This is a genomic window from Clostridium sp. AM49-4BH (assembly GCF_003478335.1).
GTDB lineage: Bacteria > Bacillota > Clostridia > Lachnospirales > Lachnospiraceae > Butyribacter.
On record NZ_QUFB01000007.1, the window covers coordinates 18,400 to 33,030 of the forward strand.

Annotated in this window: 14 protein-coding genes and 2 pseudogenes; 15 read left to right on the forward strand and 1 reads right to left on the reverse strand. The window is 43.7% G+C overall.

Features of this window, described 5'->3' with window-relative positions:
- The first annotated feature begins 239 nt into the window (after nucleotides 1-239).
- The 13 genes and pseudogenes from asd (at nucleotide 240) to DW981_RS03450 (ending at nucleotide 11,385) form a co-directional block, all read left to right on the forward strand.
- Nucleotides 240-1,336: pseudogene (gene asd, locus DW981_RS03400) on the forward strand (aspartate-semialdehyde dehydrogenase).
- Nucleotides 1,337-1,364: 28 nt separating this feature from the next.
- On the forward strand, nucleotides 1,365-1,769 hold the full coding sequence (locus tag DW981_RS03405) for an NUDIX hydrolase (protein WP_022025285.1): 405 nt from the start codon (nucleotides 1,365-1,367) through the stop codon (nucleotides 1,767-1,769).
- 95 nt (nucleotides 1,770-1,864) lie between these two features.
- Nucleotides 1,865-2,968, forward strand: a complete 1,104-nt coding sequence (locus DW981_RS03410) for a dihydroorotase (RefSeq protein WP_347474496.1) — start codon at nucleotides 1,865-1,867, stop codon at nucleotides 2,966-2,968.
- 23 nt (nucleotides 2,969-2,991) lie between these two features.
- Nucleotides 2,992-3,147 carry a hypothetical protein gene (locus DW981_RS16095; RefSeq protein ID WP_347474497.1) on the forward strand — a complete coding sequence of 52 codons (156 nt, stop codon included), beginning with the start codon at nucleotides 2,992-2,994 and terminating at the stop codon, nucleotides 3,145-3,147.
- 5 nt (nucleotides 3,148-3,152) lie between these two features.
- Entirely contained in the window at nucleotides 3,153-4,073 is a 921-nt protein-coding gene (pyrF, locus tag DW981_RS03415; RefSeq protein ID WP_118506781.1) for an orotidine-5'-phosphate decarboxylase, read from the forward strand.
- A 24-nt stretch (nucleotides 4,074-4,097) separates the two neighbouring features.
- Complete coding sequence (locus DW981_RS03420) at nucleotides 4,098-4,877, forward strand: dihydroorotate dehydrogenase electron transfer subunit (RefSeq protein WP_118506782.1); 780 nt, start codon at nucleotides 4,098-4,100, stop codon at nucleotides 4,875-4,877.
- 10 nt (nucleotides 4,878-4,887) lie between these two features.
- Nucleotides 4,888-5,790, forward strand: coding sequence for a dihydroorotate dehydrogenase (locus tag DW981_RS03425; protein WP_118506783.1), 903 nt, complete (start codon nucleotides 4,888-4,890; stop codon nucleotides 5,788-5,790).
- A gap of 99 nt (nucleotides 5,791-5,889) precedes the next feature.
- A pseudogene (pyrE, locus tag DW981_RS03430) lies at nucleotides 5,890-6,566 on the forward strand (orotate phosphoribosyltransferase).
- 32 nt (nucleotides 6,567-6,598) lie between these two features.
- Nucleotides 6,599-6,751: a hypothetical protein gene (locus tag DW981_RS15005; protein WP_022025291.1), complete on the forward strand. Its 153-nt coding sequence runs from the start codon at nucleotides 6,599-6,601 to the stop codon at nucleotides 6,749-6,751.
- A complete protein-coding gene (gene fliB, locus DW981_RS03435) occupies nucleotides 6,751-7,719 on the forward strand; it encodes a flagellin lysine-N-methylase (RefSeq protein ID WP_118506784.1) in 969 nt (322 codons plus the stop codon). Before DW981_RS15005 ends, fliB begins: the two co-directional genes overlap by 1 nt.
- A gap of 253 nt (nucleotides 7,720-7,972) precedes the next feature.
- Nucleotides 7,973-8,797 carry a hypothetical protein gene (locus DW981_RS03440; protein WP_118506785.1) on the forward strand — a complete coding sequence of 275 codons (825 nt, stop codon included), beginning with the start codon at nucleotides 7,973-7,975 and terminating at the stop codon, nucleotides 8,795-8,797.
- A gap of 99 nt (nucleotides 8,798-8,896) precedes the next feature.
- Nucleotides 8,897-10,114, forward strand: a complete 1,218-nt coding sequence (locus DW981_RS03445; RefSeq protein ID WP_118506786.1) for a hypothetical protein — start codon at nucleotides 8,897-8,899, stop codon at nucleotides 10,112-10,114.
- Nucleotides 10,111-11,385 carry a right-handed parallel beta-helix repeat-containing protein gene (locus DW981_RS03450; RefSeq protein WP_118506787.1) on the forward strand — a complete coding sequence of 425 codons (1,275 nt, stop codon included), beginning with the start codon at nucleotides 10,111-10,113 and terminating at the stop codon, nucleotides 11,383-11,385. Before DW981_RS03445 ends, DW981_RS03450 begins: the two co-directional genes overlap by 4 nt.
- Nucleotides 11,386-11,390: 5 nt before the next feature.
- Here DW981_RS03450 and DW981_RS03455 read toward each other — a convergent pair whose 3' ends face one another.
- Nucleotides 11,391-12,707 (reverse strand): hemolysin family protein, encoded by a 1,317-nt coding sequence (locus DW981_RS03455; protein WP_118506788.1) that lies wholly within the window; start codon nucleotides 12,705-12,707, stop codon nucleotides 11,391-11,393.
- Between the two features lie 367 nt (nucleotides 12,708-13,074).
- Between DW981_RS03455 and DW981_RS03460 the strand changes: the two genes are divergently transcribed.
- Together DW981_RS03460 and DW981_RS03465 are read left to right on the forward strand one after the other, a co-directional pair.
- Nucleotides 13,075-13,791 carry an ATP-binding cassette domain-containing protein gene (locus tag DW981_RS03460; RefSeq protein WP_118506789.1) on the forward strand — a complete coding sequence of 239 codons (717 nt, stop codon included), beginning with the start codon at nucleotides 13,075-13,077 and terminating at the stop codon, nucleotides 13,789-13,791.
- Between the two features lie 18 nt (nucleotides 13,792-13,809).
- Nucleotides 13,810-14,628: a metal ABC transporter permease gene (locus DW981_RS03465; RefSeq protein WP_022025298.1), complete on the forward strand. Its 819-nt coding sequence runs from the start codon at nucleotides 13,810-13,812 to the stop codon at nucleotides 14,626-14,628.
- The last annotated feature ends 3 nt before the right edge of the window (nucleotides 14,629-14,631 follow it).

Sequence of the window (14,631 nt, forward strand, 5' to 3'; positions counted from 1 at the left end):
CAATTCCTTTCTGGTAAGTATTGACGCAAAACGGCAGAAATACAGATAGAATGATCTGCATTTTCTTGTTCTACGGCAGTAATAGTCTATCATATTTTAATACAGCGGGCAAATATCATTTTGACTTATTTCGCAGAATAGTGTAATATGGCATGTATAAGTCTGATGATAAATGGCAGATCACAGTTGATGTTTATCTGCAGATTTACACATTATAATCAATGGAGGAATCGAAAACTATGGACAAGAAGTTAAGAGTTGGTATCCTTGGCGGTACCGGTATGGTAGGACAGAGATTTATTTCACTTTTGGAAAATCATCCTTGGTTTGAGGTAACTACGATTGCCGCAAGCCCACGCAGCGCTGGGAAGACCTATGAGGAAGCTATCGGCGGACGCTGGAAAATGACAACACCAATGCCGGAAGCAGTGAAAAAGATTATCGTACAGGATGTTAGCGATGTTAAGAACGTAGCTTCTTCCGTAGATTTTGTATTTAGTGCAGTTGACATGACTAAAGATGAGATCAAGAAGATCGAAGAAGAGTATGCTAAGACAGAGACACCGGTTGTCTCCAACAACAGTGCACATCGTTGGACACCGGATGTTCCGATGGTAGTGCCGGAGTTAAATCCGGAGCATCTCGAAGTGATCGAGTCTCAGAAGAAGCGTTTGGGTACAACCAGAGGTTCATTGCTGTTAAGCCAAACTGCTCTATTCAGAGCTATACACCGGCTCTCCATGCTTTGAAGAAAGCAGGTTATGAGCCAAAGACAGTAGTAGCAACAACATACCAGGCAATTTCCGGTGCCGGCAAGAACTTTAAGGATTGGCCGGAGATGGAGCACAATATCATTCCATTCATCGGTGGTGAGGAAGAGAAGAGTGAGCAGGAGCCACTTCGTATCTGGGGTCACATCGAGAATGGCGAGATCGTTAAGGCAGAGGGACCGGTTATCACGACACAGTGTATCCGTGTACCGGTTTTAGATGGTCATACAGCAGCCGTATTTGTTACTTTCGAAGAGGGCAAGAAGCCTTCCAAGGAAGAGATCATTAAAGTTTGGAGAGAGTACAGTGGTGTTCCACAGGAACTGAAACTTCCAAGTGCGCCAGAACATTTTATTCAGTATCTTGAGGATGACAACCGTCCTCAGGTAGCATTGGATGTTAATTATGAGAATGGATTTGGTGTATCTATGGGTCGTCTTCGTGAGGATACTGTATTTGATTACAAGTTTGTTGGTCTTTCACATAATACGGTGCGTGGTGCAGCAGGTGGTGCTGTTCTTACGGCAGAGTTACTGACTGCTAAGAAATACATCACAGCCAAATAATCAATTATAGAAAGGCATGGTTATTAGGATGAACCGATATCGTATTTTGGTAAAAGGAATTGTACAAAAGGACGACAAGTTTCTGGCGGTGGAGAAATGGTATGATGATAATATCATAGATCCGTATCAGTGGGAATTTGTTGATGGTGAAACGGAATTTGGAGAATCACCGGATGCGGCTGTGTTGCGTATCATTCAGGAGCAGACAGGGTTGATTGCGGTTGTTGACCGGATTTTGTATACTTGGACCTTTATGATTGGTTCAGAATGTAATCTTGGCATTGCGTATCTTTGTCTGACAGAGATGGAAGAAGACGCTGTGCAGCTTTCTGAGGACCTGCATGATGCGCAATGGATCACATCGGCAGAGTTTGATGATTTGATCAACAATAAGAGAATGCTTGCGGATTTACAGCAGGCAGACGTATATTAAGAGATGGCATCTGCCGGATTACCGGCAGGTGCTCTCTGTATGTATGGGAGTATGCAAAACGTATACAGGACAGCCTATGAAAAGGAGGAGGATTGATGAAAACACTGATATGTGGGGGACGAATTATTGACCCTGCGCAGAACATGGACGAGATCGGAGACATCTTAATAGAAGATGGTAAGATCGCACAGATCGCGCCGAAGATTATAGAGGAGGCAGATCAGACAATTAATGCAGAAGGACATGTTGTCATGCCGGGATTTATTGATCTGCACGTACATTTGCGCGAACCGGGATTTGAATATAAAGAGACGATACGGACCGGCGCCATGGCGGCTGCAAGGGGCGGTGTAACCACAATCTGTCCAATGCCAAATACGAAACCGGTGATCGATAGTCCGGATAGAGTAAAGGATCTGTTAGAACGTGCCAAAGATGCAGCAGTTCACATTTTGCCGATCGGAGCAGTAACGATCGGTCAGGAGGGAAACGAGTTAGCAGATATTGCCGGTATGAAAGAGGCCGGTGCAGTGGCGCTTAGTGAAGATGGCAAATCGGTGATGGATTCGTTAGTTTTTCGCCATGCACTTAAGGAAGCTGCTAAGAACAAAATACCAATGTTTTCGCATTGTGAAGACAAGGCATTAGTAGACGGTGGAGTTATGAATGCCGGAGCCAAAGCAGAGGAGCTTGGGCTGCCGGGAATTACGAACGCAGTAGAAGACGTTATCGTTGCCAGAGATATTCTGATGGCAAAAGAGACAGGCTGCCGGTTACATTTGTGTCATTGTTCAACAGCGGACAGCGTTTTACTCATTGAAATGGCAAAGCAACAGGGGCTTCCTGTGACAGGAGAGGTTTGCCCGCATCATTTTACGATGTCTGATGATGAGATCACAGAGGATCATGGCCGTTTCAAGATGAATCCGCCACTTCGCAGCAGAGCGGATGTCGAAGCACTCAAAAAGGGACTTGCCGGCGGGATCATGGATGTGATATCTACGGATCATGCACCACATGGTAAAGAAGAAAAAGATCAGTCTATGCGTAAAGCACCGTTTGGTATTGTCGGGTTAGAGACTTCCTTTGCATTAGGCTACACAGAACTTGTCAAACGTGGTATATTAAGTTTATCAGAGTTAGTTGCTAAGATGAGCACAAATCCGGCAAAGGTACTGGCATTGCCAAGGGAACGCTGAAACCGGGAACGGCAGCAGACGTAGTGGTTGCAGATATTGATACGGAATATGCGATTGACAGCAGCAAGTTTTTATCAAAGGGTACGAACACACCGTTTGATGGAAAGTTAGTATACGGCAAAGTCTTAAATACCTTCGTGGATGGAAAATTGGTTTATAGTGAAGAAAGGAATGGATAAGTAGTATGATTAATACATTGATTGAGCAGATCACCAAAAAGGATGCACCGATCGTTGTCGGATTGGATCCAATGTTAAGTTACGTGCCGGAACATATTTGCAAGGCAGCTTTTGAACAGTACGGAGAGACGTTAGAGGGCGCTGCAGAGGCAATTTGGCAGTTTAACAAGGGAATCGTAGATGCAACACACGATCTGATCCCTGCAGTAAAGCCACAGATCGCTATGTACGAGCAGTTTGGTATTCCAGGTCTGACAGCATTTAAGAAAACAGTTGACTATTGTAAGGAGAAAGGTCTTGTTGTTATTGGTGATATTAAGCGCGGAGATATCGGGTCTACATCTGCTGCATATGCGGTAGGACATATTGGTAAAGTGCAAGTAGGGTCTAAGTCCTATGCAGCCTTTGATGAGGATTTTGTTACGGTTAATCCGTATTTGGGAAGCGATGGTGTTAATCCATTTCTCGATGTCTGCAAAGAGGAAAATAAAGGAATCTTTGTATTGGTAAAGACGTCCAACCCTTCCAGTGGTGAATTTCAGGATCAGCTCATCGATGGCAAGCCGTTGTATGAACTGGTAGCTAAGAAAGTGGTAGAATGGGGCGAGCAGTGCATGGGAGATACCTATAGCAATGTTGGCTGCGTGGTTGGTGCTACGTATCCGGAAATGGGTAAGGTACTTCGTAAACTGATGCCAAAGACATATATTCTGGTACCGGGTTATGGTGCGCAGGGCGGTACCGCTGAGGGATTGAAACCATACTTTAACAGCGATGGCTTAGGTGCGATCGTCAACTCTTCGCGTGGTATCATTGCCGCATACAAGCAGGACAAATATAGTAAGTTTGGCGCTAACAATTATGCAGATGCCTCCAGACAGGCAGTAATTGACATGATCGCAGATATTAACGGAGCGATCAAGTAGAACGTTTAGAGAAAGAGGATAGCAATGGCAGAGAAAAAGAAATGTCTGGCAACCGTGAAGAGCCAGTCAGAGTTGGCACCGGGAATATACAGTTTGTGGCTTGCTTTTCCCGAAGAATACAATGTTGCAGCGATGGCAAAACCGGGACAGTTTTTGTCGCTGTATAGCGATGATGGCAGCAGACTGCTCCCAAGACCGATCAGTATATGCGAGATTGACGCGGCTAAGCGCATGATCCGCTTGGTATACCGAGTGGCAGGAGCCGGTACGTTAGAATTTTCCGGTAAGCAGGAAGGTGATACGATCGCAGTTGTAGGGCCACTTGGCAACGGATTTACACCTCGTTCCGGCAAAAGTATTTTGATCGGCGGAGGAATTGGCATCCCGCCAATGTTAGCATTAGCGAAGAGCCTGTCCGGTGAAGTGCAGGTCGTATTAGGATACCGCGATGCAGTGCAATTTTTGAAAGAAGACTTTACCCCATATGCATCTGTATATGTTTCGACCGAGGATGGCAGCGTGGGAACCAAGGGCAATGTCATAGATGCAATCCGTGCCGAGGGTATTACAGCAGATGTGATCTATGCGTGTGGGCCTATGCCGATGCTGCGCGGTGTAAAAGCATTTGCGACAGAGCAGGGGATCGAAGCTCAGATTTCTTTGGAAGAGCATATGGCGTGCGGTATCGGTGCTTGCTTAGGCTGTGTATGCACAACCAAAGAAAAAGATGCACACAGTCACGTCAATAATACAAGAATTTGCAAGGACGGTCCGGTATTTGATGCGCAGACCGTAGAGATATAGGAGGAAAAGGATGAATCTGGCAGTAAATTTTGCGGGAGTATCAATGAAAAATCCCGTTACGACGGCATCCGGTACCTTTGGTTCTGGTGCAGAGTACGGAGAATATGTGGATCTGAACCGCTTGGGAGCTGTGACAACGAAAGGTGTGGCAAATGTACCTTGGCCTGGCAATCCAACACCGAGAGTGTGCGAGACTTATGGTGGTATGTTGAATGCGATCGGTTTGCAAAATCCGGGGATAGACGTATTTATTGAGCGTGATATTCCGTATTTGAAGCAGTATGATACCAATATCATTGTCAATGTGTGTGGTAAGACACCAGACGAATATATTGATGTTGTCAGACGTTTGGCAGAGGAAGATGTTGCACTGTTAGAAATTAACATTTCCTGCCCGAATGTCAAAGCGGGAGGCATTGCATTTGGTCAGGATCCGAAGCAGGTTGAGAAGATCACTGCACAGATTAAGGCAGTGGCAAAACAGCCTGTGATCATGAAATTAAGTCCAAACGTAACAGACATTACAGAGATGGCAAAGGCAGCGGAAGCAGGCGGAGCAGATGCAATCTCTTTGATCAATACGTTGACCGGGATGAAGATTGATATTAATCGTCGAACCTTTGCACTTGCCAATAAGACAGGAGGAATGTCCGGCCCGGCAGTGAAGCCGGTTGCGGTTCGCATGGTCTATCAGGCAGCCCATGCTGTGACTATTCCGGTACTTGGAATGGGAGGAATCCGAACAGCAGAAGATGCGTTAGAGTTTATTATGGCGGGAGCTACAATGGTGGCAGTCGGTACCGCCAATTTCAATGAACCGGCGACAACTGTGCAGGTGATAGAAGGAATAGAACAGTTTATGCAGCAAAACGGCGTGAAAGACATTAATGAGCTGATAGGATGCGTAAAGTAGTATAAAGAAGCTGATTTTGGTGTTCAAATGGTGTAGAATCTAAAAACAGTTATACAGCAATATGGCGAAACGCTTATGAAAAGGAGGATTATCGTTAAGATGGAAGCATACAAGAAAGAATTTATTGAGTTTATGGTTGCAAGCGATGTATTGAAATTTGGGGAATTTACATTAAAAAGTGGTCGTAAATCTCCGTTTTTTATGAATGCGGGAGCTTATGTACCGGTGCGCAGCTTAAAAAGCTGGGAGAGTATTATGCGAAGGCAATTCATGAGCATTACGGGGATGACTTCGATGTGTTGTTTGGACCGGCCTATAAGGGAATTCCCCTTAGTGTGGCAACAACTATAGCATTCAGCGAGTTATATGGCAAAGAAATCCGTTACTGCTCAAACCGCAAAGAGGTGAAGGACCACGGTGATACCGGTATTTTATTGGGAAGCAAGATCAAAGATGGTGATAAAGTGGTTATTATTGAAGATGTGACCACTTCCGGTAAATCCATTGAGGAAACATTCCCGATCATTAAAGCACAGGGCGATGTTGAGATTATTGGTCTGATGGTATCGTTAAACCGAATGGAGCGCGGACTCACTTCGAATGCCAGCGCACTGGATGAGATTCAGCAGAAATATGGCTTTGGTGCAAATGCGATCGTTACAATGGAGGACGTTGTGGAATGTCTTTACAACAAAGAGTGCCAGGGCAGAGTATTGATCGATGATAACTTGAAGGCTGCTATTGACGCATACTATGCGGAGTACGGTGTACACTAATTGAGTGATTATTGTAAACATGGAGGTCATGTATGGTCGAAAAAGTATATAAAACAATGAAATCTGTTGGGGCTAGTAATATTGTATTAGGCATTTTGTTGATCGTTGGTGCGATTGCCGCCGGTGTCGTACTGATCGCCAAAGGTGCTAAGCTGTTGCATGATAAGTCAGAGTTGACATTCTAATGGATGGCGTAGTACTTAAGTATTATCGGGAATTTTCCTGCTTAGCAGATCGTTGTGAGGCAACTTGCTGCGCCGGCTGGAAAATTGTCGTGGATCCGGAGGCGTATGAGCGGTTTCAGAAGATAGAGCCGGAATGGCTCCGAGAGGACATACTCTCACATATCCATAAAAAAGAGGGCGTTTATTGCTTTGAAAATCTTGCAGGAGGTCGCTGCGCGATGCTAGACGAGGATGGATTGTGCAGGATACAACGGAATACCTCTGAGGAGATGTTATGCAATACCTGTCGTAAATTTCCACGTTTAACAGCAGCAATTAATGGCGATGTATGGATCTCGCTTGCTGCTTCCTGCCCTGCAGTAAGCAGATATCTGCTACATGATTCGGTAGAGTGGATCACTCTGCAGGGAGAGAGGATCTGTTTAGAAGATCTTTCTGTATGGAAAGAGGGAAAAAGTGCCCTACAATTGTTAAGTGCGGCATATCCACACGAGGATCCGGATTTTGATTCGTTTGTAAATGTGTCTATGGAATGTTTGGACATTATACTGGCATTTCCGGAATGCCGATATTTAGAGGATAGTTTTGATTTTTATGAACGGGAAAATGACGAAGCGGCTTGTGATTTGATACGTCGATTTGTGGCAAATACGGGGCAATGGTGGAAGCAGTATTATGACAATTATATGCGCTATCGGATTTTATCCCGGTATTTGGAGTATCCACAAGAGATGAACACGGAACGTATTCATCAGGTGCTGGGTGAATTGTTGCTGCTGCGTGTCATATGCTGCAGCCGGTTTGCCCGTCGAGGATCTCTTGGGGAACAGGACATCTTAGATGCGATCCATTGGGTTTATCGCTTTTCGGCACACGGCAAACAAATGGGGCAGCGTGTTCATCAAATGTATGTTGGATGGTCGGATCACACCATTGCACAAGCTCTGCCAAATGGTGATACAGAATGAAAGTGGCATATTGACAAAAACACCCGAAAGAACCGGGTGTTTTTTGAATTTATTAACAAATTTTTGTTTTTATTTTGTGCAATGTATGGAAAGTGAAAAAAACAGAAAAAAAGTCTTTACGTTTTCGGGTAAAACAGATATAGTAACCTTACTCCCAAGTTGAACGACAAAGAATTAGTATTTTGACCAGCCCGGAAGCAACTTACGTTGTCTGGCAGGTCGCTCATAATAGGGAAGGAGGTTTGGAGTTCAATTGAAGATTGCATTTTGGAGCCATACGAGAGAGGGGGCGTGTGTCACGACGAATCTTGCGTGTATGGCAGCTATGACAGCAGTTCATAGTGAAAAGAAATGCATGCTCCTAGAGAATCATTACAGTCTTAGAAATATCGGTGACCTGATGCTCCCGTCAGAGAGGATCGAATGTTTGCGTGAGCAGGGTCAATATTATAACAAATACGGGTTGGAACATCTTTTGAAAGAACTGTATTCCGGAAAGAATGATGCGAATATGATACAGCACACAGCGATTCCTTTATTGTTTCAGAATTTATTCTATTTGCCACAGAGTTTCATTGTAAATCGAGATGTATTCAATTATGAATTTGAATTAGTCAGAGAGACTTTGTTTCAATGTCTGGAAGAGGCAGCAGATCTATTATTTGTGGATACTGAATCCAACAGAAATCTTAGTACAACCAGTATACTTTCCGATGCAGACTTAATAGTAGTCAATCTACGACAGGATACAAAGATGTTGACGGAATTTTTTGAAAATCATCCAATAATACGCAATAAAGCGTTCTTTTTGATTGGTAAATATCAGCCTAATCATACTTGGAATTTGCGTAGAATATGTTATCGTTTTCATATCCCAAGACAAAATATTGGCGTGATCCCTTATAATTTAGAGTTAGAAGAGGCGGTTACGTATGGTAGAGTACTGCAATTTTTGAATCGTAATATTGATGAAAAACAGAATAAGGAGAATGCTTTTTTTATGAGACAAGTTGATCGGGCTGTAGAATTGCTTCATCAGCGCATAGAAAGTTGTCAGGACTCTCGCGATGATAAATGATACAGAATTGATGACTTTTTTGTTGCAGCACATGGGCAAATGACGGATTTTGTTCGATAAATAATATAGAACTAATGCGATTTCGGGGAGGAGGAAACCATGGAAAGGAAAGAAAATAAAGGATCATTGGTGTCACACCCGATGCGGGAACGAAGTGCTGCATATCGATACCGGTATTGTTTTGGGCTAGGTGTGCTGGCGATGGGCAATATGCGTGCGATTATGGAGTTACAGCCATATTATGAACGGTTGCTGCGGCAATTACTGCCGGATCAGGATCAATACGCACAGATCATTACGGATATTAATAATGATCTGGAACGACATTTGGAGCTGGTGCGCCAAACGGTATGTGACCGTGTAGACCAGTGCTGCTTCTTGTTGGATATATACAAGATGTGTCTTATGGCGGTTTGGTCTGTGGATTACTGTCAGGCAATTTTTGATCAGTACGTTATTATGTTTCAGATCAGCAAGAGAGAACGTGAATTTATATGTGCTTTTGGGGAGGCTGCGGCGAAACAGGATCAAACCTTAGCAGCCGAGCAGTACGAACGATATGAACAGCTTGGAGGCTGTATGCCTTTTGCAGTATTGCGTTATATCTATCCGGATTTTTTGTGGAAACAGACACGGAAAGGGTTTACGGTACATACAGGAGAGACGATTTATCTTCATGGAAAGCAGATCATAGATGGGGATATTTTGGTGGAAACCGGTGCAACGCTTTGGTGTGAAGAAGCAGAGATTACTATGGATGGAGCAATACGTGTTCAAGGTGGAAGAGTACATTTTCAAAATTGTGAGGTATGCGTTGAGAACTGTTCACAGAAATATTTCATAACAATGACTGCCGGATCTTCAATCATGTTGACAGCGACAGTATTAGACTGTCAGTCGCTGTGTGGTGCTATCTATCAGCAAAAGGGGAGTTTGCTCGTTAAAGACAGCAGGCTATGCCGAAGTGCTCGGGTGCCACTGGTGCATTTTTCCGGAGAGTATGCAGAGTTTCAGAATACCGGACTGCAGAATGGCTTAGAAGGACTGTTGGTATTCGAAGATCCGGCGAAAGTGTATATACACAATTGTCGATTCGTCAACGGTACGAGACACTATGGAGGGGCAATTTACTCAGAAACCTTCGGTAGTGTACGGATCCGACAGTGCCAGTTTGTGGAATGCCATGCAAAATATCTGGGTGCAGCAGTATATTTTCAAAATTACAGATGTGAACAGACTATATCGGGATGCGAAGTAATTTCCGATCAAAATGTACAGGAAGCATTTTTTCAGAATTATAAGGAGGGGTGTCAATGATTCAAGATGTATTAACCCGTTTTGAGCAATATAATAAAGAGATGAGCCCTCTGGGAGATGCGATGGATGGTACAAAGCTGCAGGCGCAGCTGCAACAGTACAAACGGATTCGGATCACGGGAAATTATATTCTTCCGACGGACATTGTTTTGTATGAAGGAATGACGTTGCTGATCGATCAGGCCGTTGTATCCATGGCTGGCAATATAGCACTGCGAGGTGGAGAATTGCATATCAGTAATAGCCGGCTTGTACGTACTAGTAATTCTCATCGTGCCGGAATTAATGTGCATCAGTGCGGAAGTCGTGTTTTGATTGAGAACAGTGTGATTGATTGTGCCTATTATGGAATGTTTCTTCGAGCGGAAGATGGAGTGGTATCGGTGGCAGACAGCATGATCGTGCGTACAACCAAAGGAGCTGCAATTCGTTTTTGGGGAGAGCGCATCCATGTGATCCGCTGTCATTTTCGCGACTGTTATTCTGCAGAATCCGGTGGAGCATTAATGCTTCGAGGAGGGCAGGGTGTGGTCTGTGATAATGTATTTGAACAGTGTGAAGCAGAGCGTGGTGCAGCGATTTACTTGTCCTGTGATATCGATGTAACACATTGTACTTATCATGAGTGTGTGCCGAAAGATATGCCATTTGTAAGACATTGGCGGGTAGGCGGATGCATTGATAAAAAAGGAATTCGAGTACAGAAGGAACGTAAAATTTCACAATGTACAGCGATACTTGATTGTTCATTAGAGGTAGCAGCGGGAGCAAAACTTACGATAAGCGATAGCGTTATATATATGAATCAGCCAATAGTCTGCTATGGAAGTCTTGAGATGCATAATGTAAAAATGATCTGTGGACAATGTGAACAAGGTGATCTGATCCGTTTGGATCATGCTGCTTCTGCGGTATTGCAGCATTGTTTGTTTGATGGACGTAACCGGGTGGGAATACTCCGGGCGACAGGAACAAGAGTAAAGATCGCACAGTGCTTTTTTGCCAATACGAAAGGTGGGAGAGCGGTTTATAACGCATATGCCTCCGAGATCCTTGACAGCACGTTTAGTTACTGTCAAGGTGGAGCATTATATATGCAGGGTGGTAAAGTGATACGCTGTAAGTTTGTCGGGTGTCGTGACACTCGCGGTGCAGCAGTCTGGATGTATGGCGCAACAGCGGGATTGATTCAAGACTGCCACTTTGAGCGGTGTGTGTCTGATCCTCGCAGTGACGTGATCGAAAAGGGGCTTGCGCACCGAATGATGTAGGTGCGTTAGACCCCTTCTTCCTCATCCAAATCTGCTGTCGTATCTTTCTGAGGAAGTAGATGAACTTTTACTTTATCAATACGATTGTTGGTTGCCTCGAGTACCCGGTATTCAGCGTATTCATCCTGTACAGTTTCCCCGGCTTTCGGAAAATGATCCAACAGATTAATGATATGTCCGGCAATCGAGTCATAATCCTCTGATTCCAGATCAATGCCAAGCTCATCATTAATATCATCTAATTTTGCGATACCAAGTAAGATGAAATTTTCGTCATCAATCTTGGTGATCTCATCCTCTTCGTTTGTGTCATATTCATCACGGATCTCACCTACAATTTCTTCTATGAGATCTTCCAGTGTTAAAATGCCGGCAGTTGCTCCGTATTCATCTAACACAACAGCCATTGGAATAGACTCTTTCTTCATCTCAAAAAAGAGTTCGGAAATTTTCTTATATTCGTAGGTGAAATAAGGTTCACGCATAATAGTTGTAACATCAAATTTATCGCGGGCATCTTCATAGAAGAACAGGTCTTTAACATTAATGATACCGATCACATTATCACGGCTTTCACTATATACAGGCATTCTTGTATGGCGAAGTTCCTTATATACCTCGAACAATTCCTGATAAGAAATATCCGCACTGACGAATCCAACATCCATTTTAGGAACCATGACGTCCTTAGCCATCGAATCACCGAAATCAACCACATTTGTGATCATCTGACGCTCTTCGCTTTCAATAACACCCTCCTCGTGGCTGACATCCAAGATCGTACGAAGCTCGCCCTCTGTAATCGCAGGAGAGTGATTCGACTTTACATGGAGCAGATGCATTAGTCCGTTGCTCAATTGATTCATTAAAAAAGAAATCGGCCGAAGTATGTTCGTTAGTCCATAAATCGGTTTGGCATAGATCAGAGATAAACGTTCCGCATTCATTGTTGCGAGAGACTTTGGAATGATTTCTCCAAATATTAAGACCAAAATAGTAATAATTCCTGTTGCAATACCGGTGATCGCGCTTACACTGTCACTCATACCTGAACTTTTTGCAAGTTTCATTGCGAAGGTTGTTGTCAGAGAAGAAGCAGATAAGTTCACAATGTTATTACCTATTAATATGGCACTAAGCATTTGCGTCTTTTCTTCGATCAGTTTGAGTACCAGAGAGGCATTCTTGTTTTTGTCGTCTGCCAATGATTTGATACGCATTTTGTTTACTGTTGTTAAGCAAGTCTCTGCAGATGAAAAGAAAGCAGAGAGTGCGAGCAGAATAAGTAAAATAACTATCTGCCGGGCGTCGCTTGAATCCAAAAAAAATCAACTCCAATCCTAATTAATGGGGCTGCAAAGTAACCGTGCAGCTTAATGATAAAATGTATCCTTAAGGGCTTTGACAAAATCGCTAAGGATCATTATAGTATAACAAGCAATATTCTACCGAGGAATGTAGGAAATGTCAAGATATCTTGCGTTGCGAATTTGTGATATAATGACTCCAAAATCCAGATGCTTCGCATCTGTCGCGCATTGCGCTTTATGATTTTGTCGTTCACAAATTCTGCGCAAGTGAACAAGCTCCCTTGCGTTGCGAATTTGCGAGTTTAATAAAAAGGCTAATTGATGTATGATATAATAACCTTTAATGATATTGCGACTTAGATTAGAAAAGAGGTAAACTATGGAGCAAAAAAAAGAAGATTGCTTGGTTTCCTGTGTAGATGCAGGACTTGGTTATGAGAATCGAGCAATTATAGAACATTTGGACTTCAGCGTACATCGTGGAGAATATATATGCGTTGTTGGTGAGAACGGATCCGGTAAAAGCACATTGATCCGAACTTTACTTGGTTTGTTGAAGCCGGTCAGTGGCAAAGTGGAGTTGGCACCTTCTCTTCACGGCGGAGCAATCGGTTATCTGCCACAGCAGACACAGGCACAGAAGCACTTTCCGGCCAGCGTGATGGAAGTTGTGCTGTCCGGTTTCCAAAATCAGATGCATGGCAAGCCTTGGTATCGGCGCACACAAAAGAAAGAAGCACTTCGTAACCTGGAACGTTTGGAAATTACCGATCTAAAGGGAAAATGTTATGGGGAACTTTCCGGTGGACAGCAGCAGAGAGTACTGTTAGCCCGTGCGCTGTGCGCAACGGAGAGACTGTTAGTATTAGATGAGCCGGTTACCGGTCTTGATATGGCTGCGGCAGCGTCATTGTATGCAAATCTTGACAAACTTCACCAAGAAGGCGTTGCCATCATTATGGTGACACACGATGTACACAAGGCGGTCGAGTGTGCAGATTATATTTTGCATATTCGTGAAGGAGACTATTTTTATGGCAACGTTGCGAAGTATTTAGAGACAGAGTATGCCGGGGTATGGCATACAATGCGGTAAATATAGGAGGAATCATACATGGAAATGTTAATGCAGATGTTTTCCTATCCATTTATAGTGAGAGCATTTATTGTCGGAATATTGGTATCGCTATGTGCCGCCCTGTTAGGGGTAAGCTTAGTATTAAAACAATATTCCATGATCGGGGATGGATTATCCCATGTGTCTTACGGGGCATTGTCAATTGCGATCGCATGTGGCATCGCACCGCTTGCACTTTCAATACCGGTAGTGATCGTAGCGGCCTTTTTCCTGTTGCGTATGACAGAGAATGGACTAATGAAGTCGGATGCAGCCATCGCTGCCATGTCAGCTTCGGCGTTAGCGATCGGTGTATCGGTAACAAGCCTTACGACAGGAATGACTACGGATGTGTGCAGTTACATGTTTGGCAGCATTTTGGCGATGACATCCGCAGATGTATATTTAAGCGTTGGTTTGTCTGTGATCGTATTGTTGTTATTTATCTTTTGTTATCACAGTATCTTTACGGTCACTTTTGACGAAAGCTTTGCCAGAGCAACGGGGGTAAAGGTATCATTTTACAATACAATGATCGCAATTTTGACGGCAGTGACGATCGTTCTTGGAATGCAGATGATGGGAGCCATGTTGATATCGAGTTTGGTTATTTTTCCGGCACTCACATCTATGCGTATATGGAAAAGTTTTAAGAGTGTGGTGATTTCTTCCGGTATTTTGGCCGTAATCTGTTTTTGCATCGGAATGATCGTATCCTATCAATTTTCAACGCCGGCAGGAGCAAGCGTTGTATTAGTTAATTTATGTGCGTTTGTGATCTTTTTTGTTATTCAGAAAATCAGAGAACACATATAACAT

Bases quoted from the DNA above. Each gene is read 5' to 3' on its own strand.
- DW981_RS03405 (WP_022025285.1), top strand. From the start codon at position 1,365: ATGAACCGATATCGTATTTTGGTAAAAGGAATTGTACAAAAGGACGAC.
- DW981_RS03410 (WP_347474496.1), top strand. From the start codon at position 1,865: ATGAAAACACTGATATGTGGGGGACGAATTATTGACCCTGCGCAGAAC.
- pyrF (WP_118506781.1), top strand. From the start codon at position 3,153: ATGATTAATACATTGATTGAGCAGATCACCAAAAAGGATGCACCGATC.
- DW981_RS03420 (WP_118506782.1), top strand. From the start codon at position 4,098: ATGGCAGAGAAAAAGAAATGTCTGGCAACCGTGAAGAGCCAGTCAGAG.
- DW981_RS03425 (WP_118506783.1), top strand. From the start codon at position 4,888: ATGAATCTGGCAGTAAATTTTGCGGGAGTATCAATGAAAAATCCCGTT.
- DW981_RS15005 (WP_022025291.1), top strand. From the start codon at position 6,599: ATGGTCGAAAAAGTATATAAAACAATGAAATCTGTTGGGGCTAGTAAT.
- fliB (WP_118506784.1), top strand. From the start codon at position 6,751: ATGGATGGCGTAGTACTTAAGTATTATCGGGAATTTTCCTGCTTAGCA.
- DW981_RS03445 (WP_118506786.1), top strand. From the start codon at position 8,897: ATGGAAAGGAAAGAAAATAAAGGATCATTGGTGTCACACCCGATGCGG.
- DW981_RS03450 (WP_118506787.1), top strand. From the start codon at position 10,111: ATGATTCAAGATGTATTAACCCGTTTTGAGCAATATAATAAAGAGATG.
- DW981_RS03460 (WP_118506789.1), top strand. From the start codon at position 13,075: ATGGAGCAAAAAAAAGAAGATTGCTTGGTTTCCTGTGTAGATGCAGGA.
- DW981_RS03465 (WP_022025298.1), top strand. From the start codon at position 13,810: ATGGAAATGTTAATGCAGATGTTTTCCTATCCATTTATAGTGAGAGCA.